Annotated in this window: 25 protein-coding genes; 23 read left to right on the top strand and 2 right to left on the bottom strand. The window is 69.2% G+C overall.

The window, feature by feature from the left end; genetic code table 11:
• From ACFXKN_RS12005 to ACFXKN_RS11915, 19 genes are all read left to right on the top strand, one after another.
• Positions 1-231, top strand: a 231-nt coding sequence (locus ACFXKN_RS12005) for a hypothetical protein (protein WP_379432957.1), incomplete at its 5' end; no start/stop codon positions are given.
• 207 nt (positions 232-438) lie between these two features.
• Positions 439-591, top strand: a complete 153-nt coding sequence (locus ACFXKN_RS12000) for a hypothetical protein (RefSeq protein WP_379432956.1) — start codon at positions 439-441, stop codon at positions 589-591.
• Between the two features lie 262 nt (positions 592-853).
• Positions 854-1,468: a hypothetical protein gene (locus ACFXKN_RS11995; RefSeq protein ID WP_379432955.1), complete on the top strand. Its 615-nt coding sequence runs from the start codon at positions 854-856 to the stop codon at positions 1,466-1,468.
• A gap of 28 nt (positions 1,469-1,496) precedes the next feature.
• Complete coding sequence (locus ACFXKN_RS11990; protein ID WP_378953897.1) at positions 1,497-1,763, top strand: hypothetical protein; 267 nt, start codon at positions 1,497-1,499, stop codon at positions 1,761-1,763.
• A gap of 2 nt (positions 1,764-1,765) precedes the next feature.
• Positions 1,766-2,257, top strand: a complete 492-nt coding sequence (locus ACFXKN_RS11985; RefSeq protein ID WP_379432954.1) for a DUF6301 family protein — start codon at positions 1,766-1,768, stop codon at positions 2,255-2,257.
• Positions 2,254-3,660 carry a hypothetical protein gene (locus ACFXKN_RS11980; RefSeq protein WP_379432953.1) on the top strand — a complete coding sequence of 469 codons (1,407 nt, stop codon included), beginning with the start codon at positions 2,254-2,256 and terminating at the stop codon, positions 3,658-3,660. Before ACFXKN_RS11985 ends, ACFXKN_RS11980 begins: the two co-directional genes overlap by 4 nt.
• Positions 3,653-4,795, top strand: coding sequence for a hypothetical protein (locus ACFXKN_RS11975; RefSeq protein WP_379432952.1), 1,143 nt, complete (start codon positions 3,653-3,655; stop codon positions 4,793-4,795). Before ACFXKN_RS11980 ends, ACFXKN_RS11975 begins: the two co-directional genes overlap by 8 nt.
• Positions 4,792-5,550, top strand: coding sequence for a toxin-antitoxin system YwqK family antitoxin (locus ACFXKN_RS11970; RefSeq protein WP_379432951.1), 759 nt, complete (start codon positions 4,792-4,794; stop codon positions 5,548-5,550). The genes ACFXKN_RS11975 and ACFXKN_RS11970 overlap by 4 nt, the downstream gene beginning before the upstream one ends.
• Before the next feature lie 157 nt (positions 5,551-5,707).
• Positions 5,708-7,507 carry a hypothetical protein gene (locus ACFXKN_RS11965; RefSeq protein ID WP_379432950.1) on the top strand — a complete coding sequence of 600 codons (1,800 nt, stop codon included), beginning with the start codon at positions 5,708-5,710 and terminating at the stop codon, positions 7,505-7,507.
• The gene (locus tag ACFXKN_RS11960; protein ID WP_379432949.1) at positions 7,504-8,283 is read left to right on the top strand and encodes an ESX secretion-associated protein EspG; all 780 of its coding nucleotides are present in this window, start codon (positions 7,504-7,506) and stop codon (positions 8,281-8,283) included. Before ACFXKN_RS11965 ends, ACFXKN_RS11960 begins: the two co-directional genes overlap by 4 nt.
• Before the next feature lie 8 nt (positions 8,284-8,291).
• Positions 8,292-8,624 carry a hypothetical protein gene (locus ACFXKN_RS11955; protein ID WP_266296720.1) on the top strand — a complete coding sequence of 111 codons (333 nt, stop codon included), beginning with the start codon at positions 8,292-8,294 and terminating at the stop codon, positions 8,622-8,624.
• A 32-nt stretch (positions 8,625-8,656) separates the two neighbouring features.
• Entirely contained in the window at positions 8,657-8,959 is a 303-nt protein-coding gene (locus ACFXKN_RS11950) for a YbaB/EbfC family nucleoid-associated protein (protein WP_378953931.1), read from the top strand.
• Between the two features lie 94 nt (positions 8,960-9,053).
• Entirely contained in the window at positions 9,054-9,365 is a 312-nt protein-coding gene (locus ACFXKN_RS11945; RefSeq protein WP_378953937.1) for a type VII secretion target, read from the top strand.
• Positions 9,366-9,367: 2 nt separating this feature from the next.
• On the top strand, positions 9,368-10,711 hold the full coding sequence (locus tag ACFXKN_RS11940) for a hypothetical protein (RefSeq protein WP_378953943.1): 1,344 nt from the start codon (positions 9,368-9,370) through the stop codon (positions 10,709-10,711).
• Between the two features lie 14 nt (positions 10,712-10,725).
• Complete coding sequence (locus ACFXKN_RS11935; protein WP_378953948.1) at positions 10,726-11,028, top strand: PE family protein; 303 nt, start codon at positions 10,726-10,728, stop codon at positions 11,026-11,028.
• Positions 11,028-12,002, top strand: a complete 975-nt coding sequence (locus tag ACFXKN_RS11930; RefSeq protein ID WP_378953954.1) for a PPE domain-containing protein — start codon at positions 11,028-11,030, stop codon at positions 12,000-12,002. Before ACFXKN_RS11935 ends, ACFXKN_RS11930 begins: the two co-directional genes overlap by 1 nt.
• Positions 11,999-12,790, top strand: a complete 792-nt coding sequence (locus tag ACFXKN_RS11925) for an ESX secretion-associated protein EspG (RefSeq protein WP_378953962.1) — start codon at positions 11,999-12,001, stop codon at positions 12,788-12,790. The genes ACFXKN_RS11930 and ACFXKN_RS11925 overlap by 4 nt, the downstream gene beginning before the upstream one ends.
• Before the next feature lie 40 nt (positions 12,791-12,830).
• Positions 12,831-13,169 (top strand): WXG100 family type VII secretion target, encoded by a 339-nt coding sequence (locus ACFXKN_RS11920; RefSeq protein ID WP_379432948.1) that lies wholly within the window; start codon positions 12,831-12,833, stop codon positions 13,167-13,169.
• 49 nt (positions 13,170-13,218) lie between these two features.
• Positions 13,219-13,512 carry a type VII secretion protein EsxR gene (locus tag ACFXKN_RS11915; protein ID WP_378953967.1) on the top strand — a complete coding sequence of 98 codons (294 nt, stop codon included), beginning with the start codon at positions 13,219-13,221 and terminating at the stop codon, positions 13,510-13,512.
• 49 nt (positions 13,513-13,561) lie between these two features.
• On the opposite strand, the gene eccE is transcribed toward ACFXKN_RS11915, so the two are convergent.
• Complete coding sequence (eccE, locus tag ACFXKN_RS11910; protein WP_378953971.1) at positions 13,562-15,388, bottom strand: type VII secretion protein EccE; 1,827 nt, start codon at positions 15,386-15,388, stop codon at positions 13,562-13,564.
• 117 nt (positions 15,389-15,505) lie between these two features.
• On the opposite strand from eccE, the gene eccB reads away from it, so the two are divergent.
• Positions 15,506-17,005, top strand: a complete 1,500-nt coding sequence (gene eccB, locus ACFXKN_RS11905) for a type VII secretion protein EccB (RefSeq protein ID WP_378953979.1) — start codon at positions 15,506-15,508, stop codon at positions 17,003-17,005.
• A 7-nt stretch (positions 17,006-17,012) separates the two neighbouring features.
• On the opposite strand, the gene eccA is transcribed toward eccB, so the two are convergent.
• On the bottom strand, positions 17,013-18,839 hold the full coding sequence (gene eccA / locus ACFXKN_RS11900) for a type VII secretion AAA-ATPase EccA (protein WP_378953985.1): 1,827 nt from the start codon (positions 18,837-18,839) through the stop codon (positions 17,013-17,015).
• 157 nt (positions 18,840-18,996) lie between these two features.
• Here eccA and eccD point away from each other — a divergent pair, with 157 nt between their 5' ends.
• The 3 genes from eccD to eccCa are packed head-to-tail and all read left to right on the top strand — an operon-like array spanning position 18,997 to position 25,936.
• Entirely contained in the window at positions 18,997-20,457 is a 1,461-nt protein-coding gene (gene eccD, locus ACFXKN_RS11895) for a type VII secretion integral membrane protein EccD (RefSeq protein WP_378953991.1), read from the top strand.
• Positions 20,454-21,863 (top strand): type VII secretion-associated serine protease mycosin, encoded by a 1,410-nt coding sequence (gene mycP, locus ACFXKN_RS11890; protein ID WP_378953996.1) that lies wholly within the window; start codon positions 20,454-20,456, stop codon positions 21,861-21,863. Before eccD ends, mycP begins: the two co-directional genes overlap by 4 nt.
• 11 nt (positions 21,864-21,874) lie before the next feature.
• Positions 21,875-25,936, top strand: coding sequence for a type VII secretion protein EccCa (gene eccCa / locus ACFXKN_RS11885; RefSeq protein WP_378954004.1), 4,062 nt, complete (start codon positions 21,875-21,877; stop codon positions 25,934-25,936).

Genomic DNA, 25,936 nt, shown 5'->3' with positions numbered 1-25,936 from the left:
GACTCCTCCATGGCCGACACCCACCCCAACGCCACCTCCGGTCCCTCCGTGGCCGACACCTCCGCAACCTTGGCCGACCCCGCCGACGCCGATCCCAACCCCGCCTACGGTTCCGCCGAACCCCGTTCCGCCGTGGCCGACGCCAACGGAACCTTGGCCTGTGCCGCCCGTGCCGCCTGTGCCGCCTGTGCCGCCTGTGCCGACCCCGCCGCAGATCCCCGGGCCTCCTGACCCGTCGAATCCGGTGCCGCCGTGGCCGGCGCCTACGCAGCCTTGGCCCGCGCAGCCTGCGCCGACCCCGCCGCAGATCCCCGGGCCTCCTGACCCGTCGAATCCGGTGCCGCCGTGGCCGACGCCTACGCAGCCTTGGCCCGCGCAGCCTGCGCCGACCCCGCCGCAGATCCCCGGGCCTCCTGATCCCTCGAACCCGGTGCCGCCATGGCCGATGCCTACCGAACCTTGGCCCGCGTCGCCGACACCTGTGCCGACCCCGGAATCGCCGGCCCCGTCGAATCCGGTGCCGTCGTGGCCGACGCCGCCGACTCCTACGCAGCCCGGGCCGATGCCGCCGTCGATGCCCGGGCCTCCTGACCCGTCGAATCCGGTTCCGCCATGGCCGACGCCTACCGACCCTTGGCCCACGTCGCCTATGCCTGTGCCGGCCCCGGAATCGCCGGCTCCGTCGAATCCGGCACCGCCGTGGCCGACGCCAACGGAACCTTGGCCAGCGCTGCCGACCCCGCCGTCGACCCCGGAACAACCGACACCGTCGAATCCGGTTCCCCCGTGGCAGTCACCCACGGAGCCTTCGCCACCATCGATCCCGCCTCCGCCGTGGTTACCGCAACCACCGGTGTCGACTCCCGACCTGCCGACACCACCGATGGGCATCCCCGTCACTTCACCCGGAACCGGGTCATATCCCGTTGTGCCGCAGGCATATCCGGCAGACTCCGGCACACCCATGCCGTTCTCGCCGATGCCACCCTCCGCGCTGGGCGGGTACGCCGCGCAGGAGCGACACGACCAGCGCGGACGCCGGTTCCGGAATGGGCACGGGCAGGCACCGGGGACCTTGAGCGGGGAGATCCTCGTGCGCCCGTTCGTCGGTTACGGCGTGCGCGCGGAGTTCGACCCGGCCAGCGGCGCGCTGCGGGCCGCCGCGCCGGACGCCGGTGGGGTGGGTGGTGTCTACGGTGATGTGGGCGGTGTTCAGGTGGTCTTCTATCGGGACGGCGCCAGGCTCGCGCTGCGGGTGAGCGATCGTATGATCGACCTCGACGGTCCGGTCAGCATCGAGCACGGCCCGGCCGATCGCAGGCACACGCGGTTCGCGGTGGTCCACGCGGGCACCGTGATCTGCGAGTTGTTCTACCGATCGCTGCCGCGCGAGATGGATCTGGGCGCGCATATCGCGCAGGTGCTGGCGAACCCGGCCCATCGAGCCGAAATCTTCGCTCCCCGATGACGACCGAGACGACTAGGAGCAGGCGAGCATGCGCACCGACTACCCGACCGAGGACGAGATGCGGGCCAATTTCGAGCAGATGCTCGCCTCGGTGTGCGGCGGCGGTGGTCTGCGCACCGAAACCGGCCTGGACAACGAGACCGAGAACGCGCTCTGGGCGATCTCCAGGGTCTACCCGAATGTGCCGGAGGACCTGGTGACCGCCGCCCGCGCCGAGTTCGCCGCGCAACTCGACGGCTCGCACCGGCGGGCGCGTCAGGCCGCGCTGGCCCGCAGACTCGACGGCGGGGTGTAGGCGTGACCGAACAGCACGAACCGTCGACCACCGAGCTGGCCGGTCTCGCGACCCGCCTGCGCGACCTGGACTGGTCGTGGGAGCTCAACGATGTACCGGACCTGCTGGCCGAGTTCGGCTGGCGCGCGGTGGTGAGCCGACCGGACTGGGTCATCCTCGACACCGGCCTCGGGGCCGGCAGCGGGAAGGTGCACGGCGAGGACGGCAAGGCCGTGCGCATCGAGACCCGGCTGACCGAGTTCGTCGAAGAGGACGCGGCCGGTGCGGAGGACCTGCACACGACGTTCGACGAGATCACCGACGTACTCACCGAGGTACTCGGCCACCCGACCGCGCGAATTCAGGGGCAGTGGCCCCAGATTCGCTGGGCAGGCCCGGCACGGACCGTGGTCGTGGTGCGGTCGCCGGTGTCGGTCGTGCTCTATCTGGTGACCAATGCCCGGCTGGCCGCCGACGATCGCAATGTCGAGTTCGAGAAGCGAAATCCGCGGTGACCGACGGCAGCCACGCCGCCGATATCGGCGAGCAGACCCGCGACCTGATGCATCGCGCCGCCCGCGCGCTGGCGAGCCAGGGACCGACCGGTTGGCGCCGGGTCGACGCGGTCTTCGCGCTGACGGTGACCGCCGAGATCGTGCTCGCGGTCTACACCGACGACGAGCAGCGGGTGACCAGACTGCGCCCCTGCGCCGAGGTACTCGCGCTGATCAGGACACACCGCGAGCGCTCGGCCCAACTCGGTGACGGACCGTGGTGGCGGTTGACCCTTGGCCTGACCCCCTCGGGCCATATCGAGGTCGACTACGACTACGGCGACGACCCGTTCCCGGTCGACCACCTGTTCCCGCCGATGGCCTATCAGGCCGACCTCACGGCATTCCCCCGCACCCGCCTGCCCTGCTGGCTGGCGGCCTACCTGAACCACGACGATCGGCAGTTGCGCTCAGCGGCGACCGCGGCGGTCCAGGCGCGCGCCGACCGTGCGGCGGATTCGGCGCCGGTCCGAGCGGACGGGCTCCCACCGCTGCCGCTGCTCGTGGCGAGGTGGGGCGTACTGGCCGGTGTCGCGGTCGCGGTCGGCACCACCTGGGGGCCACGATGGCAGCCCTCGGTCGCCCGCTTCGACACCAGTGAGCGGCACGGCAGCTCACTCGTCCAGCTCGACGGTCGAGCCGTGCTCTCCGGCGGTGTCTGGAACGCGCCCGCGCTGGACGCCGCCTACAACGCGGACGCGCCGCTGCCCCAGCTGTACGATGGCGCCCCCGCCTGGGTGGCCACCCCGATGCTCGACCGTCGCGCGGCAGCCGGCCTGCTGTCCTTCTGCTACTGGTGGGAGGACGGGCACTGGTATCAGGGCGAATCGCCTGCCGCCGAGACCATCGCGATCGCACTGCCGAACGTGTGGTCGGCGGCGGCCACCGCACACGCGGTCGCCGCCCTGATCGACGAGGACCCGAGCGAACAGGTGCGCACCGCCGCCACGACCCTGGTCACCGCGGCCGAGGCCGGTCTCGTCACCCGGGGCACGCTGGTCGAACTCTTCGACGACGAAGGATTCTTCGATATCGACGGCGCCCTGTTCCACCTCGTCCTCGCCGGCGTGACGACGAGCGAAGGCGTGGCGCCGATGCCACGTGCGGAGGCGCTCGACCGGGTCCGCGAACACCTGCTCGCCGCGAACATCGACACCACCCACTACCCATCCGCGCTGCTGCGGGCGGACCGATTGTCGATGGGCTGGATGGTCTACCTGCCGGTCGAACCCGGCGAGATCGCGATCGGCCGGGCCATCTACTACGTCGCCGATGACGGTGTGCTGGAACGGTCTTCGTCGTCGGTGGCGCCCTCGATCTACATCGACGCCTTCGAGCGGCGTTTCCAGGAGCGGCATGGCTGAGCAGACCATCGAGGCATCGGTAGCGGAGCAGATGTCGGCACTGAGTTACCGGATCGGCCTCGAGCTCGCCGAGCTGGGGCCGCCGGGGTGGTTCCGGCTCACCGCGGCGTTCGCGATGACGGTGACCGCCGAATCGGCATCGGTGCTGTTCGCCGATGAGCGGGGCCGCGCGATCCGGGCGTTCCCCGCGGAGGACCTGCTCGCCCTGGTGCGTGAACACCGCAGGCTGTCGGCTCAGCGCGACCCCGAACCATGGTGGCGATACCTGCTCGAGCTCACCGCCGACGGCAAGATGGAAGTCGACTACGACTACGGCGCCGACCCGTTTCCCGATGGCCAGCTCTTCGACGCCGCTTCCTATCGCAGCGACCTCGAGATCTATCCGCGTCCGTCGCTGCCGGTGTGGTTGGCCGCCTATCTCGGCCACGGCGGTCGGCAGGTGCGCTCGCCGCGCCACGCTGCCGATCAGGCACGTCGCGACCGCGTGCGGGGCACGCAGGCGCTTCGCTCCGAGCCCGACCAGGACTTCCCGGCGTTTCCACTGATCGCCCGGCGCTGGGGCGCGCTGGCCGCGGCCTTCGTTGCGGTCGGATCGCCGCTGGGCCCACGGATGTCGCCGGGCGTGGGCGAATTCGAAGGCGCGCGGCGCAGCGGTGCGACGCTGTGCGCGTTGCCCGGCGGGCGCGCGGTGCTCTCGGGCGGAGTGTGGAACGCGCCGCGATTGCGCGCGGCTTACCAGGACGACGCCGCGCTGCCCGACCTCTACGCGGGTGCGCCGTCCTGGGTCGCCGAGCCGGTGCTCAACGGCCGCGCGGCCGACGGTCTGTTGTCGTTCTGCTACTGGTGGGACGACGGTGCGTGGCATCGCGCCGAGTCGCCCGAATCGGCGGAACTGGCCCCCGCCGTCCCCGCCATCTGGACCTCGCAGACCGTCATCGATGTCGTGGCCGATGTCGTCGGCGCGACCGGCTACCGGCTCGAGGCCGTCGCCCGGTTCGTCACCGCGGCGGAGGAGGGCGAGGTCACCCGCACCGCACTCGTCGAATTGTTCAGCGATGCAGCGGGTTTCGACATCGATAGCGCGTTGTTCGAACTCATGATGGCGGGCGCGACAGGAAAGGAGACGAGCAGATGACCGACGGTCCCGTGCTCGATGTCAACGATCCGGAGTTCGCGCTGAGTTCCGGCGACGAGCCGACCCGCTATCGGGGCGAGCCGTACACGGGCGAGGCGGTCGAACTCCATCCGGGCGGCGCGATCGCCGCGCGATGGCATTTCGTCGACGGAGCCGACGACGGGCCGAGTCAGGCTTGGTACGAGGACGGTTCCCCCGCGTCGGCGGGTACGACGCAGCGGGGGATGCCGGTCGGTGAATGGCGGCAGTGGCGTCGTGACGGAACCCTCGCCACGCTCGACCTGTACGCCGGTCCCGGCTCGCTGCGCCTGCGCAAGCGCTGGGACGAACACGGCAGGTTGGTCGAACACCGACTGGAGGCCGGTGCGGTCACCGAGCTGAAGCCGCTCGGGATGTATCGCGAGATGTACAACGGCGAACGCGACGAGCTGCCCTCGATCCGGGACGCGCTGATCCCGGATCGAGGCGCCGAGCACGCCCGCGTCCTCGACTATCTCCGCACGGCGCCCGGGGTCTTCGATGTGATGTCGGCGGTACCGAACCTGCTGGCAGGGCAGGGGTGGATCCCCGGCGGGCCCTCGCTGCACTCGGACGGCGTGTGGATCTGGCGCACCGATTTCATCGAGTACTACGCCGAACACGCACTGGCCCTGCCTGCGGATTTTCTCGACTATATCCGGGAGAACGGTTATCTCCCAGCATCTTTCGATCGCCGCGACCCGGCCTTCCGTGCGGCGACCGAGCGCCACCGCTGAGCCCGATTGTCGATGCGCTGCCACCGGTGAGATCCGTGCTGTACATGCGGGATTCACATCCGCGACATTAGAATCGTTGCTACGCCGAAGGAATCGATCGCGCAGGCAGGTCTCGTCGCAGGGACAGCCTGCGCGGTGACGAGGAGGACAGTCCCGTATGGCTGAGACACCCAATCCGTGGAGTGGGCTGCGTGCTGAGTCGCTCAGCGGTGCGCTGGAGTTGCAACCGAAGGTCATCGAAGGCCTCGTCAACGAGGCGATCGACGTCCGGATTCGGGTGAATTCGGTGAAAGCTGAGCTGGACCGGGTCGATAACCTCGCCTCGTTCGCCGCGGTGATCCCGTCCGCGGCGGGGCTGGCGAGCCGGTTCTCGGCCAAGGGGCGCGACCTGCGAGGAATCCTCGACAACCACAGCAAGATCCTCGACGACATGGGCGATACCTTCCTCGCCTCCGGGAAGGCGTACAAGGGCGGCGACGAGGGCGGCAAAGCGGATCTGGCTGCCCTGCGGCAACGGATGGATTCGGACAAGGGCAAGACCGAGAGCCTCGGCACCCGCCCCGAGCCCTTCGTGCGTTGCATAGACATCTCGATCCTCAAGAAGACCGACGGTGGAATGCCGGACAGCTTGCTCACGCCATCCAAGGGCATCACCTACGACAACGAGATGATCGTCAGATCCGAGGACCCGACCCAGTTCAACTACGACGAGTACGTGAAGATCGTCGAGTCCATGACCAGCCCGAACATGGAAACCAAGGTGGCGAACGCCGGGTCGAGCTGGACGTTCCTGGCGGGCAGACTGAACGAAAAGTTCGAAGGCCTGTCGAACAAGATGATCGCCAGCGAGAACAGCTGGACCAGCCCGGGTCAAGGTGGTGGCGCCGACCGCGCGCGGAAGGCGATCTCGGCGTACGGCACGGGAAATCAGCAACTCGTCGACAGCATGAATTCGCTCGGCGAGCTCCTGCAGTTCGTCGCCGAGTGGATCTACGCGACCAGACTCTCGATGCAGGCCGTGGCCTCTACCGACGTCGAATATCTGTCACCGGAGTCGGTGCGGGCCTATGAGACGCGCAAGAAGCTGGCCCACGAGGCGCGCTACGCCGCGGCGCTGGAAGCAACCTATGTGCCCGGTGTCGATCACACCGCGAACAAGATCGCCCTGCTTCCCGACCCGATCCCGCCGACGACGGGCAGTAACCCGGCGGGGGACGGGACGGGTACCGGCGGCGGTTCGGGATCCGGTGGCGGTTCGGGATCAGGTGGTGGCTCGGGCGCCGCCGGCCTCTCCTCCGGATTCCAGAGCGGGATGTCCGCGTTGCAAACGGCGGCACAGACCGCGGCCAAGGCAGCGGCCAGCGATGCGGCGAAGGCCGCCGCGAGGGCCGCGGCGGAGCAGGCGGCGAAGGCCGCCGAAGAGGCCGCGGCGGCGTCGTCCTCGGGGCTGGAGCAGGCTGCCTCGGCGTTGACTTCCGGTATGGAGCAGGCGAGTTCGGCCGCGCAGTCTGCCTTGGAGCAGGCGAGTTCGGCAGCGGCAGGGGCGGACCAGAGCGCGCTGTCGTCGGTCCCCGGCTTGGCGGGTCTGAGCTCCTCGCTGGAGGACCAGGCGAAGAAGATGACCGCGGCGGCCAAGAGCGGTGGTGGCGGCGGTGGCTCGGGTGGCGGTGGTGCGGGTGCCGGGCTGTCCGGACCGAGCCTGCAGAACTCGTCGAGTCTGTTCCCCCGGGCCAGCGTCGGCGTGGCCGGTCTCGATGCCATGGCGAGCCGGGCCGGCCTCGCGGGCGCCGGTTCCGGCATGCCGATGGGCGGTATGCCGATGGGCGGCGCCGGGGCGGGCGCGGGCGGCGGGCAGCAGAAAGAACACAAGCGCGCCGACTACCTCGACTCGGTCGATCATCTCGACGAGGCGCTCGGCGACGCGCCGATCGTGGCGAGACCGGTCATCGAACAATGACGGCCGTTGTGGAGTTCACGCCGGTGGAGTTCGCCGCGATGTACGACGAACTCAAGGAGGGATGTCTGCCCGAGCCGCTCAGCTATCGTGGCGCGGCGCAGACCTACGCCGAGAGCGTGCGGGTCAAACACGAGGCCTGGCAGGCACTTCGGCGCCGGTCGAACGGGGAGCTCGAGGTGCTCACCGATGCGCTCACCCGTCCCGATATCCGGGTGATCGCGCGGGGAATCGACGGGCGCGAACCGGAGAATCCGACGCGGTCACTGCGCGTGCTCGCCGTCCGCAAGGGCGACAACGCGTTCGTGGTGCGCCAGAAACCCGGTGCGACCATGTCCGACTCCGCCGGTTTCACCGTGACCCGGCATGACGCGCTGGCTCTCGGCGATGTGGTGGCGTCGCTGTTCCCCGAGGCCGCCGCGGGCGGACTCCGTGAGTTCGAGCTGATCGACACCACGGCCCCGGATGTCGACTTCTCGATGCGTCGCTCCCTCGTCCACGACACCGGCGACGATGGCGCGGCCGAAAGCGCGAGGTTTCTGGGCGAACCCGACGACCTCGCCGGGACGATCGAGATCGAACAGGGCTGGTCGCGATTCGGCCCGCGCGGTGTCCGCCGGCTGTATCTGGTGTGGCGCGACGTGGTCGGCGACGGGCGGTATGTGATCGTGCCGGGTTCGCCCGCGCGGGTGGTACCTGCCGATCGCAGGCGGCTGGTCTCGCTGATCAACACGCAGATCGCCGAAATTGTCAGAGCCATCAAGGATGATCGGGCGTAGGAGGGCACATGGGGGAATTTCCGACCGAGTTCACCGCCGCGTCGCTGACGGGCGGGATCGAGGTGCGTACCACGGAGCAGGGGCTGCCGGTGGGGATCACCCTCGATGCCGATCAGCTGCGCGGCGACCCGAGTGCCTTGGCGGCCGAGGTACTGCGGTTGTGCCGGAAGTCGGCGAAGCGGGCCGGGCTGGCGCGGCGAAATCAGCTGGCGGAGGCCGGGTTCGATCCGGGTCTGCTCGCCGCCACCGGGCTCCCGACCGAGGCCGAGGTCGCGGCGGCCGAGATCGTCGAGGAGCAGGACTACGACACCGAGCCCGACAGTTGGTTGCGGTCGGTATGAGTCACCGCCGAAGCAGAAGGAGGTAGCCGCCGATGGTCGAGACCATGGACGAGCTCATCGCGCGGGTGCAGGGTCAGCTGTACCGGTTGCAGGATCTGAGCGAGACGACGCAGGGGATTCGGGCCCAGGAGACCTCACCCGACGGCGCGGTGACGGTAACCGTCGACGGCACCGGCGCACTGGTCGGGCTGGAGTTCTCGGCGGCGATCAGCAAACTCACCCCGGCGGATTTCGAGCGGGTACTGGTCGACACCGCGCGCGCGGCCCTCGCGCGCGCCTACGCCGATCGGGCCGGTGCCATCACGGCGTTCAACGAAGCGAACACCTGCGGTTAAACGAAATTTTACCGGCGCTACGCGTAGCGCTGGTCTTCCACTGGTAGATAGAGTAACGAAACACCATGGGCTGTTTCGAGATTGGACGATTGCTATGAATCAGGTCGCGGTAGTTCCCGATGCGGTTCGTGCCTACGCCGGTGCGTCGGCCACCATGGCGGCCGGTGTCGCCCAAGCGGGCGCCATCGATCAGGCGGCGACAGTCGGCGCGGTGGTGCCGGTGTTCGGCCTGATCGGCCAGGAGTTCCTGATGTCGTTCGCGTACGCGCAAGCCAACCACCTGACCTCGGTGGCGCAGCTGGCAGGCGTACACGCGGGCACGGCTCTCACCGCGTCGCAGGCGGCGACCACCTACGAGGGTGCCGACGCCGCGGCCGGCCTCGGTATCGCGGCGGTCGGCAAGTAGCCATGTCCTATCCAGGGGGAGTTCCGGCGAGCGGCGCGGCGCCGGATCCGACGGTGCTCGAGCTGATGCGCGGCAGCGCGCTGGCGCCGATGCTCGACCAGCCGGTGAGCCAGGCGCTGAGTTCGATGGGTCTGCCACAGCTTCCGCAACTTCCGCAGTTCGTGCAGCTGCCGGAGATGCCGCCGTTGCCGACGATCGATCTGACCGCACTGATGCAGCCGCTCACCCAGCTGGCGTCGGCGTTCGGCACCGGGCAGCTCGGCGCCACCAGTTCCGGTACCGACACCTCCGTCGATCCCACCGAGATGCTGTCGAACATCAACTCGGTGCTGAGCACGGTGACCTCGCTCGGTTCGACGGCGCTGCAGACGGTGATGTCGCTGTGGCAGAGCGCGGCGGCGTCGGAGGCGACGACGAAAGCGACCGCCGCACAGGCCGATGGGGCGAAGCTGGCCACGCAGAGTACGCAGGAGAAGGCGGTACTCACCGGCGCGGCGGGCAGTGTGGCGACCGGTGCGACCCAGTTGGCCGCGGTGATCGCGCGCTATTCGGCCACCGTGGCGCTGGCGCCGCTCTACGCGCTGACCCCGGTCGGGCAGGGTGTGCTGGTCGCGGCGACGGTCGAGGCGATGACCGAGGCGCTCGCGATCACCGCGGAAACCAAAGTGCAGCTGCTCGGGCACAGCGCGCAGATGACGCAGGCGGGCGAGAAGGTCGAGATCACCAACGCGCCGACCGGCGTCGACTCGTCGGAATCGTTGTCCCAGTTGATGAGCATGATCACGCCGTTGATCAGTACCGCCACCACCGCGGCCTCGTCGTTCGGAACGCTGGCCGAGCAGGTGAACTCGTTGTCGGCGTCCACCGCGAACACGGCGAAAACCGATTCCGGGACCACGGGCGACGCGATAGCCGCCGAGGAATCGGCCGCGACCGCCGGCGGGTTCGGCGGCGGTGGCGGCGGCATGATCGGCGGTGGCATCGGCGGCGCGGCTGCCGCGGCCACGCCGCTGAGTCCCTGGCAGGGCGGTCGCGGCAGTGGCCTTTCCACCATGGGTGTCGGTGGCCTCGGGGCAGGCACCGGCGCGGTGGGCGGCAACGCCACGACCGCGACCAGTTCGTCGGCTCCCGGCTACATGCCGATGGGCGGCGGCGCGGCGGGCGCGGGCATGCCGATGGCGCGGGCAGCCGAAGGGGGCGGCAACGACGCCGTGCACACCCAGCTCGTCACCGGCCAGCACGGTGACGAGGTCGTCGGCGCGATCGACGGAGTCTCGATGCCGGTGGTCGGCGGTGCCGAGACCGTGACCACCGAAGCACCACCGGACAAAGAACTCGAACTGTGACGACAGGAGTGGCCATGACCAACACCTTCGAATTCGATTCCGCCGCAGCAGGTAAGGCCGCGTCGGCGCTCGACGCCATCGTCGATCGGCTCTCCACCGAGCTGACCGCGGTCGCACCCGCGCTGCATGTCGCACCCGCGGGTGCCGACGAGGTGTCCGCGCGCGCCGCGGTCACCGCCAATGGTGTCGCCGACGACTATCTGACCGGAGCCCAGTCTGGTGCGCGCGAGATGAGCAAGTTCGCCGCCACGCTGCGCTCGCAGGTCGCCGAGTTCGATCGGATGGAATCCGACAACACCACCGGCTTCGGCGGCTGATGATCGAACCACCACAGCCGGGATTCACCGGTGTGGTGTGGGAGGCGCGCGAGCCGCAACGGCTGGCCACCGAACTCACCACCGGTTCCGGACCGATGCCGATGGTCGACGCGGCCGCCGCCTGGACGCGGCTGGCCGCGGCCTTCGGCGCGGCCGTGCTCGACTACGAGCAGGTGCTGGCGACACTTCGCGGTGCCTGGCAGTCCGGGCGCAGTGATGAAGTGTGGCAACGGGTTTCCACGTTGCGCGACTGGCTGGTCGAGACAGCCGCCGCCGCCACCGCCAACGCGGCCAGGATGCACGCGCAGGTGCTGGCCTACGAAGTGGCGGCGCTGGCGATGCCCAATACCGCCGATATCGCCGCGATCGCCGAGATGCAGAAGGCACTGGAAGCGATCGGCGCCGTGCTCGGCGCGCCGATCAAAGCCGTCGCCGCGCACAACGACGCCGAAGCCGATGTGGCCAAAGCCGTTGCCTCCCGGGTGATGCGCAGCTACGAGGCGGCCACCGAGCCGCTGGCCACGCCGTGGCTGCATGTGCCGCCACCGCCGATCGTGCCCGAGACCGCGCTGGCGGCGGAGCAAACAGGTGGACAGGCCGCATCGGCGGCGACGGCGTCGGCGCTGCCGGGGATGGGCATGCTGGGACTCGGCGGCCTGCCCGCCATGCCCGCACCGGTCCAAACCGCCTATCGTGCACCGGTGTTCGCGCAGACCGCGGCAGCTGTCGCACCGGCCGCGCAGCCGGCGCCGGTGGCTACCCCGGCCGGACACACCACACCCATCGCGCCCGGCCCGATGGCGACCGCCGCGGGCGGGCAGGATGCGGCGCGCTTCCCCCGTGCGGGCCTGGCCTACGAGGAAGCCGACCAACTGGTGGCAGAGGGCGAAATCCAGGCTGCCCCCGCTGTTCTCGGTGTCGCCGAGCGCTCGGCGCCGCAGTCCGGATCCGCGCAGGCCGGCGGTGCGGGATGACAACACTGACCAACGATTCGCTGCTCGCGGTCGCCGAACGCCTCGGCGTGCAGACCTTGCCGCTGGTGCTCGCCGTCGGGCCGCAGCAGGACACGATCGAGGCCTGGCAGGCCGCGCGCGACGGTGCCGTCGCCGAACTCACCGCGGGTGGCGTCTTCGACAGCTACGGCGATGTCGAACCGGGCCTGGCCGAGGCCATGTTCACCCTCGCCGCCCCCGACGCGGAACTGGTCGCGCGCTGTTACGGCGAGGACGGCAAACGTCGAATCTGTCTGGCGCGCCGCGGTTCCCAGCATGCCGTCGCCTCGCGAACCGGATCCTCGTTCGAGGTCGTGGCGCCGGGAATCGACGGATCCGACCGCGAACTCACCCGGTTGCTGCTCGCCGCGCTGCCTGCCTGCCCGCAGGCCGAGATCTCCACGGTCAGCGTCGCGGCCGACGACCTGTCGCGGCGCCTCGACGCCGCCGATACCACCTCCGACTACGTGGACGCGATGTACGCGCTCGGTATCGACGCGCACGAGGCGACAGTGCTCGGCGCGGCCTTCGGCTCCTGCCGCGGGTACACCGAGATCACAGCCTCCGTCCACCACGACGGGCTGACCACCCAGGCTCCTGGCGCGGTCGCGGTGTACGACACCGCGCGCGGCCGGATCGTCGTGGCGCCGATGACGGCGCCCGACGGCCAGATGTGGTCCACCATCACGCCGGGCACCGACCACCGCCTCACCCAGGCGATCGGTGCGCTCCTCGAGGGGCTTCCCGGTGGGGGGTGGCGTTCCGAATAGCCAACTCCCGTGTCACCCATCAAGAAGGAAAGGTTCGACAATGCCCCCTCAGGGACCAGTAGGCGTAGAAGCCGGCGGCGTAGACAATGTTGTGACGTTGCTGCAGGAAGCGATCGGCACACTTCGTCGTTCGGTGAACGAGATCGACGGCTCCGCTCAGGCCGTCGTCAGAGGCTGGAAGGGTGACTCGCACGACAAGTTCGTCGAGGTCGCCGAGATCTGGAACAAAGAGGCCGCTGACCTGAACACCAAGTTCGACCGGTTCAACGACGCCATCGAATCCGGCAAGAGCACCATCGTGAACATGGACCAGGCCGGTTTCGGCGCCGGTTCGGGCGGCGGCGGCGGCGCGGCGCCGGCCACCACTCTCCACACCTGATCATTTCTTCACGATCGACATCGGCATCGATACGACAAGGAACTAGAGCATGACCATTCTTTACGATCCCAAGGCGATGAACGAATTGTTCAGCGACCTGCAGGAGTTCGGTGGCAAGATGCGCGGTCAGATCTCCGAACTGGAGACCGCCGCGACCAACTTCAAGGCCGCTCTGCAGGGTGAGAACGCGCACATCAATTTCGAGAAGGCGGACGGTGACCTGAAGGCCGAGCTGGGGGACACCCTCGAAAGGCTCGACAACCTGGCCGCAGCGGTCGAATCGGCGCTCAACCGCGCCCTCGAGGCCGACGGCAAGGTCGGCGACGGTTTCGCGGATTTCTGATCCGCTCGTCGCGAAGGCCGACCGGTCTCACCGGTCGGCCTTCGTCGTGTCAGCGGGCGGCCAGTGATTCGCCGATGTAGTGCATCTCGTCGGGGGTCGTGACCATGGTGACGGTCGCGGTGCCGGTGCTGGTGCGCACGGTGATCCGGTTGGGGGAGTGGGGGTCCTGGGTCAGCGTGACATCCGGGGCGAAGTCGTCGGGGTCGCGTTCGGCGGTGCGCACTTCGACCACTGTGGCGCCACCGAGGTGGCTGGTCGGCGCGATGCCGTCGTACACCAGGACGGTGGTGGCCGGGTACGGCGCCGCGGGCATCGGGGGCGGTCCGAGTTGCGGTTGCGGCGTGGCGCCCGCGGCGCGGGGTGCGATCGAGAGTAGCTGGGGCATAGCCAGATTGGCGACCATCGACTGCCAGGCCTGCGGTCGGGCGGTGTGCACGACAGCGTGTGCGCCGAGCGCGGTCGCCCGCAGGATCACCTGCTGGGCGAGGTCGAGATTGCCGATGACGTCGACGTGGCGGGTGCCTTCACCGATCAGCGGCACGGCGATCCCCTGACCGGTCGCGTCGGCGCCGATGAGTTGCCCGCAGCCGGTGGTCGGCACGGCGATGTCGGTGAGCGCGACGAGGGTGCCGCGGTAACCGTCACGTCCGCCGAGGTCCTCGGCGGCGCCGATCGGCAAGGTGTCCAGCAGGATCCGGCCCTGACTGCCCGGCAGTTCCCGCAGTCCGGCCAGCGGCTTGTGGTCCAGCGGTGCGGCGGTGTCGAAGCGGACGACGGCGTTGAGCACCACCGTGTCGGCCTTATCGTCGCGGCGGTCGGTGCGCCGCGCACCCGGGTGCAGGCGCAGGGTCACCGTGGTCGACAGGCTCGGCGTGGACCAGATCTCGGCGAAGCCGAAGGTGGCGATCATCGGCGCGGTGAGCTGGTAGTGCGTGAGATGACGCGGCGCGGTCTCCGGCTCGATGTGCTCGGGCTGCTCGCGCTGCCCGGTGACCTGCGCACGCAGCGACGCGGTGCGCTCGGGCCGATTCCGCTGTTCGGTGGCCAGCCCGTGGGCCGACTCGGTGAGCCGCAGCGGATCGAACCCATGGGTGAGCTCGCGCAGCGCGCTGTTCATCTCGGTGGCGGTGAGTACGGCCGCGTCGATGCCGTGGGTGGCGAGGCGATTGGCGACCCGGCGGGTGGCGATGATCATCGTGCGCAGCGCGCCCTCGGCGCCACCACCGCGCTTGCTGACCGCGTTGGCGTTGGCGACCGGTTCAAGGCGCAGCACCAGCCAGCAGGTGCGGTGCGCGATGGCGGGCAGCGGACCGAGGATGCGGTCGTAGAGCTGCGCCGCCGCGCCGATCCCCGCGGTCCGCGCACCGGTCGCGATCACATCGATGCTCACGAGCTGAACATCGAATTGATCCAGACAGCGCGCGATCTCGGTGATCGGCAACAGTTGGTCGGCGCTGAGCGAACCGCTGCGCAGCAGCGTCAGGGAGTCCGGCGGCGGGTCGATGCGCAGCATGGTCAGCAGCAGATCGCCGTCCCAGCGCATTCCACAGCCACCGCCTTCGGCCAGCGGCACGTCGAAGGCGGGCGCGCGGTCGATGGTGTCGGTGTGGCCTGCCAGCCTGCGACCGATCCACCCGCCGAGCCGGACCGCGGGGGTGCGCCGCCGGATCGGGACCAGCCCGATCAGCAGCACCGCCACCGCGGCGCCGATCGCGCCCGGCACCGATCGGGTCGTCGCGAGGACGATCCAGGCCACGATCGCGGCGAGCACCGCCACGGGCACGCAGGCCCGCAGCGGAAAGATGCGGAAGAGCCAGAATTCCGGATCACGCAAGGTGTCGTAAACGTTGTCGCCACCGGTTTGCCCGGCGTTCATCCCATTGTTCAAAATCGTTGTCCCTGGCTGGCATACGTCGAATCATGGTGAAAGGCAATTCCGGAATTACGGTACCGTGTCGAGCGAGAACGTGATCATCGCAGCAATGGAGAACGCGTGCCGGCACAGCTGACAACCAAGGCCCAGGTCAACGGTTATCGGTTTCTCCTGCGCAGACTCGACCACGCGCTGATCCGCCGTGACGTGCGGATGTTGCACGATCCGATGCGTTCGCAGAGCCGGTCGATGTGGGTGGGCGCGGTACTCGGCCTGATCGTCGTCGCCGGTGCCGCCATTCTCGGTTTCCTGAAGCCGCAGGGCGCGATCGGTGACTCGCTGATCGTCACGGGCAAGCAGAGCGGCGCGATGTATGTGGTCGTGGCAGCCAAGGACGGCACGAAAACCCTGCACCCGGTGCTGAATCTGGCGTCGGCCCGGTTGATCGCGGGCGCCGCCGAGTCCCCGAACTCGGTCAAGGACGCCAAGCTCGGCGCCTTGCCGCGCGGGCCGATGCTCGGAATCCCGGGTGCCCCACTGGCACTGCCAGGCTCCGGCCAGGGTGCGAGTTCGGACTGGACACTGTGCGAGACCACCAAGCTCTCGTCGAGCGGCAGCGCGTCGGGAGCGACGGGTGGCCTCACCACCGTGCTGGTCGGCAAGCCGGAACTGAGCGATCGGATCGGGGCCGCGCGCGCCGACGACGCGCTGCTGGTGCGGCGCGGCGACAAGACCTACCTGGTCTACCAGGGCACCAGGGCCGAGATCGACCCCAACGATTCGGTGATCGCGCGGACCCTGGGGCTGTCGAGCCAGAGGCCGCGACCGATGGGCACCGGATTCCTCGGCGCCACCACCGAGGTGCCACCGCTGGTGGTGCCGGCGATTCCGCAGGCGGGTTCGCCCGGTCCGGGCAAGCTGTCGAGTGTGCCGGTGGGCGGGATCATCTCGGTGCCCGGCACCGACCGTCAGGAAGTCCTGTACGTGGTGCTGGCGGACGGCGTCCAGCCGGTCTCGGAGTTCACCGCGCAGTTGCTGCGCAACGCCGACTCACGCGGCATGCGCGAGATCGCCGTCGTCGCGCCGGACGCACTCGCCGGGATGCCGGTGCTGCGCGTCCTGCCGATCGACGATTTCCCCGAACGCACGCCGCGCCTGGTCAGCGCCGAGGACGCGCCGGTGGCCTGTGTGAGCTGGTCGAAGACGCCGGGTGCCGCTGTCGCGCAGGGCAAGTCGGTGGACGGCCCGGCCGAGCGGGCCGCCCGCACGCTGCTGACCGGTGCCGAGCTGCCATTGGCGCGGTCGGCGGCACCGGTCGTGCTGTCGAGCGCCGACGGCACCGGCGACCGCATGGACGCGGTGTACCTGTCGCCGGGCTCGGGCGAGTTGGTCCAGGTCACCGGTACCGAGCCGGGAAGCCAGCGCCGCGAATCCCTGTTCTATGTGGCCGACAACGGGGTTCGCTACGGCGTGCCGGATGCCGCGACCGCCGCCGTCCTTGGTCTGGGCGACAAGCCGCGGCTGGCACCGTGGGCGATCGTCGGTCAGCTGGTCCCGGGACCGACGCTGTCGGCCAAGGACGCTCTCACCAGCTTCGATTCGCTGCCCGCCGTCAAATAGCGCTCGCCTAGCGACCCACGTTCAGGGTCGCGATGATGGCTTCCAGGGCTGTCCGCATGTCGGATTCCTCGACCCGCATCAGCACGTCGTCGTCGATCTCGGACAGATCGACGTCGATGTCGTTGGCCAGCCGGAACTCGCGTTCCTCCTCGGCCGCCTCGATGACATTGCGGATGAAGCGCCCGTTGCCCGCGAGGTCGACACCGCGCCGCGGCTGCCCACTCTGATCGGTGCTCTCCAGGTTGTACAGGTAGGTGCACGATTCGATCAGTGCGGCCACCGCCGCCTCGGAGAGCTGGGAATCGCGGCTGCCCGCGATGATCTCGCCGATCTGCCCGAGCTCCTCGGGGGTGTACGACGGGAACTGCAGCCGCTTGGAAAAGCGTGATGCCAGACCGTCATTGGCGGTGAGCAGTCGATCGATCTCGCCGTCGTAGCCCGCGATGATGACCACGAGGCGATCGCGGTCGTTCTCCATCCTCGCCAGCAAGGTGTCGACGGCTTCGCGACCGAACGCGTCACCGCCGGACAGGCCGGTCTGGATCAGGGTGTAGGCCTCGTCGATGAACAGCACGCCGTCCATCGCGCTGTCGATCAGCTTCTCGGATTTGATCGCGGTGCCACCGAGGTTCTGACTGACGAAGTCGACCCGCTTGGCTTCGACCACCTTGTCGGTCTTGAGCAGCCCGACCCCGCAGTAGATCTTGGCGACCACCCTGGCGATGGTGGTCTTGCCCGTTCCCGGCGGTCCGGTGAAAGCCAGGTGCTGGCCGCGTGATTGGCTCGACAGCCCCTTCTCGGCGCGGATCTTGGCCAGCTGCGCCGAGGACTGCAGCTTGGCGACCTGGGTCTTCACCGAGGTGAGGCCGACCTGTTTGTCGAGTTCGGCGCGGGCCGCCGCGAGCACGGTCTTGGCGCGATCCTCGGCATCGGCCTCGTCCATCTGCGCCATCGTGGGCGCCGAGGCCGGATCCCACTTGTTCGTTCTGGCGTCGATGGATTCGCGGCTGGTGACCAGGATTCGGAAAGTGCGGTCGCGCATCGCTGTCGTATTGGCGGTGAAATCGGGCAGCTGGGAGTAGACCTGCTCGAACAGCGCCTGGGCCTCGCCCTCGTTGCCCGCCTCGCGCAGGCACAGCCCGCGGTTGTACATGGCGGTGAACCGCGCCGACGGAATCGGTCCTGCCTCAGCGGCTTCCATCCGCCGGATCGCCTCGCCGAACAGGCCGAGCTGAGCGCAGGCTGTGCCCACCATCACGTGGGCGCCGGTCGCCAGGAACGGATCCTTCCACTCGGCGGAGCCCGCCAGCACCGTCATCACGTCCGACCAGCGCTGCGTGTTGTAGTGCAGGACACCGCGAATGTAGGTGCTGATCCGGTCGTCGATCTCCTTGTCCGGGTCCTCGGATCGGGCCCTGCGCAGGGCGGCGAGCTCGTCGAGCAGCTGCTCGGCCTGCTCGTAGTTCTTGTCCTCGATCTGGCGCGCGGCCCAGGCCAACCAGATCTCGGTGAGCCCGGCGAGCGGGTAGTCGATGTAGAGACCGGGCAGGAACCGGCCCGCCATCGCACGCGGGGCGAGGCCGAGCCTGCGCTGTTCACGCCCGAGCGAGTCCAGGCTGGTCCGGTGCAGATTGAACAGCACCTCGTTGGTTACCTCGCCAGCGGCCGCGCGGCCGAGCCACGCGTCGCACATCGACGGATCCCATTCGGTGGCGCGTTGAAAGGCGAGTTTGGCGTACTCGCTGTCGCGCGCGGACTCCTGGCCGTCGATGGACAGGCCGAGCGACAGAACACCTGCGTCGAAGGCACGCTGGGCTTGGCGAATGTCTGGCATATGGTGCGAACCCCGAAATCTTCGTCTGGTGTGTGCATTACGTTCAACCCTGGCGACGAAGCTTCGATCGCGCCGGCTTGCCCTGTCCGTTAGATTAGGTAACGCTGCCGGGTGGTTGCAACGGAAGTAGTCAGCTACGACTGAGAGTTCATCACTGGTGTCGACGTTGTTAGGCAATGAACCCGAACTATGCCGTGTTTCGGTGATCGGGGGGGATACGCAGCTCGACATCGGACTGCCCGCCACCGTGCCGATCGCCGGCTTCATCGGCGATCTGGTCTCGCTGATCCGCTCGCGTGCTCCGCGACTGCCCGACGGCGACGAGGATTCGACGCCGGTGCGGGCCCAGCACTGGACGCTGGCCCGGCTCGGACAGGATCCGCTCGCGCCGAGCCGCACGCTCACCGAGGCCGAGGTCTACGACGGCGAGTTGCTGGTACTGAGCCCGGTGACGCGCAAGGAATCGCCCGCGCTGTTCGACGATGTGATCGACGCCGTATCCCGGCTCACCGCAGGTGAGTTCCGCGGTTGGTCGGGTTCCGCCGCGCGCTGGACCGGCCTGGTGCTCGCCACCGTCGCCATCGTCGCCGCGCTCGCGCTGCTCGTTGTCTCGCGCGCGACGGGTGACCCGCTCGCCCCCGCGTTCGTACTGCTCGGAACCGGGATCGTCTGTTCGGCCGCGGCGGCGATCGCGGCCCGCAAATACCTCGACCAGATCACCGGGAACTGGTTGTCGCTCGACGCGCTGCTGCTGTTGTTCGGGGGCGGCGCCTTGCTGGTGCCCGGCTCGCTCGGTGCCGCGCATGTGCTGCTCGGCAGCGTGGTGGTGCTCGTCGCCGCGATCGCGGGCTTTCGGCTCACCGGGATCGGGGCCGGGTTGTTCGCCGGGGCGATCGCGATGAGCGTGATCGCGGCCGGATCGGCGACGGTGTCGCTGATCTGGGAGCCCGCGCTGCCGAAGCTGTTCGCCGGGGTGCTGGTCATCGGGATCATACTGTTGTCCTCGGTGCCGCGCTTGGCGGCGGTGACCGCGCGCCTGCCCATTCCACCGGTGCCCACCGCGGGCGGTGCGATCGACCCGGCCGACCACGAACAGCGTCCGACCATCGAGGGGATCGGTGCGATCGGTGCGATCGCCCTGCCCTCGGCCGCCGGCCTCGGTGAACGGGCGCGGGTGGCGAACCAGATCCAGACCGGCCTGGTCGCCGCCTGCGCGGTGACCGCCGGCCTCGGGGCATTCGGTGCGGCGAACCCGTTCGGCCCGATCCATTCGGGCGGGGTCGCGCTGGCGGTGGTCACGGCGATCATCCTGTGCCTGCGCGGGCGCTCGTACGCCGATCTCGGACAGGCCGCGACCCTGATCGCAGGCGGTGCGCTGACGCTGATCACCGTGGTCCTCGGATTGGGTCTCGGGCACGGATCGCTCGAATTCGGTGCGATCGCGATGCTGTTGGTGATCGCGCTCGGGGTGGTCGGTTTCGGGGTGGTCGGCCCGCACGTCGAGGTGACACCGGTGACGAGGCGGATGGTCGAGATCTTCGAGTACCTGCTGATCATCGCCCTGATCCCGCTGGCGCTGTGGGTAATGGACGTGTACGCGACCGCTCGCAACATATGAGCCGGATATCCCGGCGGCACACCGTGATCCGATCGGCCTGCGCGGCGGCGATCCTCGCGGCCGTGGCGGGGGTGCCCGTGCCCGCGGTCGCGATCGCCCCACCCAAGGTGGACTCGGGTGCGCTCGAGGCGGCAGTGGTGCTCAGCACCCGACCGGCCCCGTTGGAACCCACCGAGCAGCGAGAGCTGTGCGCCGAGCCGGTGTTGCGCGGGAGCGCGCCGAGCGAGCCGCCGATGGCCCAGCAGGTGCTCGATCTGCCCTCGGCGTGGCAGTTCAATCGCGGTGCGGGGCAGAAGGTCGCCGTCATCGACACCGGCGTGAACCGCCACCATCGCCTGCCCGATCTGCAGCCGGGCGGTGATTACGTCAGCGACACCGACGGCACCGTCGACTGTGACGGGCACGGCACCCTGGTGGCAGGCATCATCGCCGCCAGGCCGTCGCCCGACGATGCCTTCGTCGGGGTGGCGCCGGAGGCCGAGATCCTCTCGATCCGCCAGCTCAGCCTCGCCTACGAACCGAAGGACCGTAAGGGCGCGGAGAAGCCCGTTGGCGAGCTGCGCAGCGACGGTTACGGCAGCGTGCTCACCCTCGCCGCGGCCGTGGTGCGCGCGGTCGACATGGGTGCCACGGTCATCAACATCTCCGAAGTCGCCTGCACCACCGCCGGTTCGGACACCGCCGACAGCGCGCTCGGCGCCGCGGTGAAGTACGCCTACGAACGCAATGTGGTGGTGGTCGCCGCCGCGGGCAATGTCGAGCAGGGTGGCGCGTGCCAGACCCAGAACGAGGGTTCCGGGTGGGGTGCGGTGGCGACCGTCCCGACTCCGGCGTGGTTCACCCCGTACGTGCTGTCGGTGGCCTCGGTGGACGCCAACGGCGCACCGTCGGCGCTGTCGTTGCGCGGGCCGTGGATCGGGGTGGCCGCGATCGGGCGCAATATCGTCTCGCTCGACAGCAAGCCGGGCGGGAGCGGACTGGTCGACGGCGTGCAGACCGCGCAGGGCGTGCAACCGGTCGACGGAACCAGTTTCGCCGCACCGTATGTGGCGGGTCTGGCCGCGCTGGTGCGCGCCGAGTTCCCCGAGCTCAATGCCCAGCAGGTGATCGACCGGATCACCCGCACCGCACACGCGCCGGGCCGTGGCCGCGACGACGCGATCGGCGCGGGCCTGATCGATCCGCTGGCCGCGCTCACCGCACCGCTGCCCACCGATCCGGTGAGCACCGGCGCGGACAGCGGTCACCCGATCGCGGCGCCAGCGGCACCCGCCGAACCGGATCCACGCCCACGACAGGTGGCGATCATCGGCTCCTTGACCTTGCTCACCGTGCTCGGAGTCGGTGCCGCACTAGGCTTTCCGTTCCGCGCACGGCGGGCTGACCTGAATTCGGAATTCGAGTAGTAGAGGCAACGATGGCTACCGAAGGTTTCGTCCGACGTCCCCGGATCGCGCCACCGCGCGCCCCCGGCGGTGAAGTCGCGCTCACCCCGCCGCCGGAGATCGACCGCGCGATTCCGGCACCGCTGATGATGAAGATCATGCCGGTGATCATGGTCGTGGCGGTGGTCGGCATGATCGCGATGATGGCGACGATGGGCCGCAACCTGCTGTCGAACCCGATGTCGATGATGTTCCCGATGATGATGCTGATGTCGATGGTCGGCATGATGGCGGGCATGCGCGGCGGTGGCCCCAAGCGCGCCGTCGAGCTCAACGAGGAACGCAAGGACTACTTCCGCTACCTGGACCAGGTGCGAAAAGATGTGCGCGGCACCGGCATCAAGCAACTGGAGACGTTGCGCTGGAGCCATCCCGAGCCGGCCGACCTGGCCTCGCTGATCGGCAGCAGGCGGATGTGGGAGCGTCGCCCGAACGATCCCGACTTCGGGCACGTGCGCGTCGGCATCGGCAGCCATCGCCTCGCCACCAAGCTGGCCAGGCCCGAGACCGGTCCGCTGGAGGACCTCGAACCGGTCTCTACCGTCGCACTGCGCCGCTTCGTTCGCACCCATTCGGTCGTGCACGAACTGCCGACCGCGGTCTCGGCGCGCGCGTTCCCGGCGATCAATATCGGCGGCGACATCGAGCAGTCCCGCGAGCTCGTTCGCGGCATGGTGATGGAGCTGGCCACCTTCCACGGGCCCGACCACCTCGCGGTCGCGATCGTGTGCGCCGACCCCGACGCGCACTGGGCCTGGACCAAATGGCTTCCGCACCTGCAGCATCCGAGCCAGCGCGACGGCCTCGGCACCGCCAGGATGCTGTACACCTCTCTCGGTGAGCTCGAATCGGCCCTGCAGGTCGAACTGCTCGAACGCGGTCGCTTCATGCGCAATCCGCAGCCGACCCAGGGGCGTCTGCACCTGGTGGTGGTGATCGACGACGGTTACATCAGCGGCAACGAGCGCATCATCAGCGAATCCGGCCTCGACTCGGTCACCGTGCTCGACCTCACCGCCCCCGCCGACGGTCTGGCGGCTCGGCGCGGGCTGCAACTGGTGGTCAGCGACGGCGCGGTGTCGGCGCGCAGCGCGGCCGGGGTGGAGCGATTCGCCACCGCCGACGAGGTCAGCCTGGCCGAGGCGGAGTCCTTCGCCCGCGACCTGGCACGGTATCGGCTGGCGACGGCCGCGCAGATCGTCAGCCTGGGGGAGGGCACCACCACCGATCCGGGGCTGATGGCGCTGCTGCGCATTCCCGATGCGGCACAGATCGATCCGGCCCGCGTGTGGCGCCCGCGCACCGCGCGTGAACGCCTGCGGGTGCCGATCGGCGTCACTCCCGACGGCACCCCCGTCGACATCGACATCAAGGAATCGGCCGAGAACGGCATGGGCCCGCACGGGCTGTGCATCGGTGCCACCGGTTCCGGCAAGTCCGAATTCCTGCGCACCCTGGTGCTTTCCATGGTCACCACGCATTCGCCGGACGCCTTGAACCTGGTGCTCGTCGACTTCAAGGGTGGCGCGACCTTCCTCGGTCTGGATTCGCTGCCGCACGTCGCGGCCGTGATCACCAACCTGGAGGAGGAGCTCTCGCTCGTCGACCGCATGAAGGACGCGCTGGCGGGCGAGATGAACCGGCGCCAGGAACTGCTGCGCTCGTCGGGCAACTACGCCAATGTCACCGACTACGAGAAGGCCAGGGCCGCCGGCGTTCCGCTCGATCCGCTACCGGCGTTGTTCGTCGTGGTCGACGAGTTCTCCGAATTGCTCTCGCAGAAGCCAGATTTCGCCGAACTGTTCGTGATGATCGGCCGCCTCGGCCGGTCGCTGCACGTCCACCTGTTGCTCGCCTCGCAGCGCCTGGAGGAGAACAAGCTGCGCGGTCTGGAATCGCACCTGTCCTACCGCATCGGTCTGCGGACCTTCTCCGCCAACGAATCCCGTGCCGTGCTCGGTATCACCGACGCGTACCACCTGCCCAGCGTCCCCGGCGCCGGCTACCTGAAAAGCGATGCCTCCGAACCGTTGCGGTTCAACGCCAGCTATGTGTCGGGGCCGTACGTGGCACCCGCGGGCACCGTCATCGATGACGACGGCGCGCCCGTCGCGGGGCAGCGGCCGCTGGTCTTCACCGCGGCACCGGTGGAGGTCACCGAACCGGAGCAGGCTCCGGTCGAGGACACCGCCGTGCGCGGCAGGCCGGAGCTGCCACCGCCGCCGCCCACCGGACCCGTTGTCGAAGAGGGCGTTCCGGACTCGCTGCTCGATGTCGTCGTGAAGCGGCTCAACGGCCACGGCAGGCCGGCACACGAGGTGTGGTTGCCGCCACTGGAGGAATCGCCGACCGCCGACATGCTGCTCCCGGATCCGGACTGGCGCTCGCCCGTCAACCGGCACGGTCAGCTCTGGATGCCGATCGGCGTCATCGACAAGCCCTACGAGCAGCGCCGCGATGTGCTCACGATCAATCTCGCGGGCGCGCTGGGCAATACCGCCGTGGTCGGCGGTCCGCAGTCGGGCAAGTCGACCACCCTGCGCACCATCATCATGGCCGCGGCCGCCACCCACACCCCCGAACAGGTGCAGTTCTACTGCCTCGATTTCGGTGGCGGCAGCATGGCGGGCATGGTCGGCATCCCGCATGTCGGTTCGGTCGCCGGTCGCCTCGACGGCGACCGGGTGCGCCGCACGGTCGCCGAACTGACCACGCTGATGCGACAGCGCGAGGAACGCTTCGCCGAGCTCGGCATCGAATCGATGATCGAGTTCCGCAGGCGCAAGTTCTCCGCGTTCGAAGCGCGGCAGATCAACGGCACCACCGCGGCCCCCGGCGACCCGCTGGCCGCCGATCGGTTCGGCGATGTGTTCCTGGTGATCGACGGGTGGTCGGCGATCCGCGAGGAATTCGACATGCTCGAAGCGCAGATCAACGCCATCGCCACCCAGGGTCTGTCGTTCGGCATCCACCTGATGATCGGCGCGTCGCGCTGGGCCGAGATCAGGCCGGTGGTGAAGGACCAGATCGGTACGAAGATCGAGCTCCGCCTCGGTGACCCGTCCGACTCCGAGATGGGTCGCCGGGTCGCGCACCAGGTTCCGGTCGGCAGGCCGGGCCGTGGCCTCAACGCCGAACATCTGCATCTGCTGATCGCGTTGCCGCGCTTGGATTCCGACTCCGACCCGGCCTCCATCGCCGACGGCGTCACCCGCGCCAAAGAGGGCCTCGCCGAGCTCTACCAGGGTCGCCGCGCGCCCGAGGTGCGCATGCTGCCGCTGCGGTTCCCGCGCGAGCAGGTGCTGGCTACGGCCCGCGAGCAGGGCACCGTGCTCAACGGCACCAAGGTCGTGGTCGGTCTCGACGAGTCCGAACTGCAGCCCCTCGTCCTCGATTTCGGGATCGAGCCGCACTTCATGGCCTTCGCGGACGTGGAATCCGGCAAGACGACGCTGCTGCGCAATATCGTCATGGGCATCACCGAGCAGTCGAACTCCGACGAGGCGCGGGTGATCCTCATCGACTACCGGCGCACCATGCTCGGCGTGCTCGACGGCAAACAGCTGGCAGGCTACTCCACCTCGTCGCAGACCTGCGGGCCGATGATCTCCGAGGTCGCCACCTACCTGTCCAAGCGGATCCCCGGCGCCGACATCACCCAGCAGCAGCTCCGCGAACGCAGCTGGTGGTCGGGTCCGGAGATCTATGTCGTCATCGACGACTACGACATGGTCGCCACCAGCTCGATCAACCCGTTCGCGCCACTGATCGAGTATCTGCCGCAGGCCAGGGACATCGGTCTGCACGTGGTGGCCGCGCGACGCATCGGCGGCGCGTCCAGGGCGCTCTACGACCCGATCCTCGGCGCGATGAAGAACCTGTCGGTGCAGACGCTGATCATGAGCGGTTCGCGCGACGAGGGCAAGCTCATCGGCGAGGTCCGCCCGAGCAAGCTGCCGCCCGGTCGCGGCACCTTGATCTCGCGCAGTCGCGGTGTCGAGATGGTCCACATCGCCGACCTGCCGCCGGTGTGA

The organism is Nocardia sp. NPDC059195 (assembly GCF_042754695.1).
In the GTDB taxonomy this organism is placed as follows: Bacteria; Actinomycetota; Actinomycetes; order Mycobacteriales; family Mycobacteriaceae; genus Nocardia.
The sequence above is the reverse complement of the archived record's forward strand: the minus strand, read 5'-3'. Positions and strand labels throughout refer to the sequence as shown.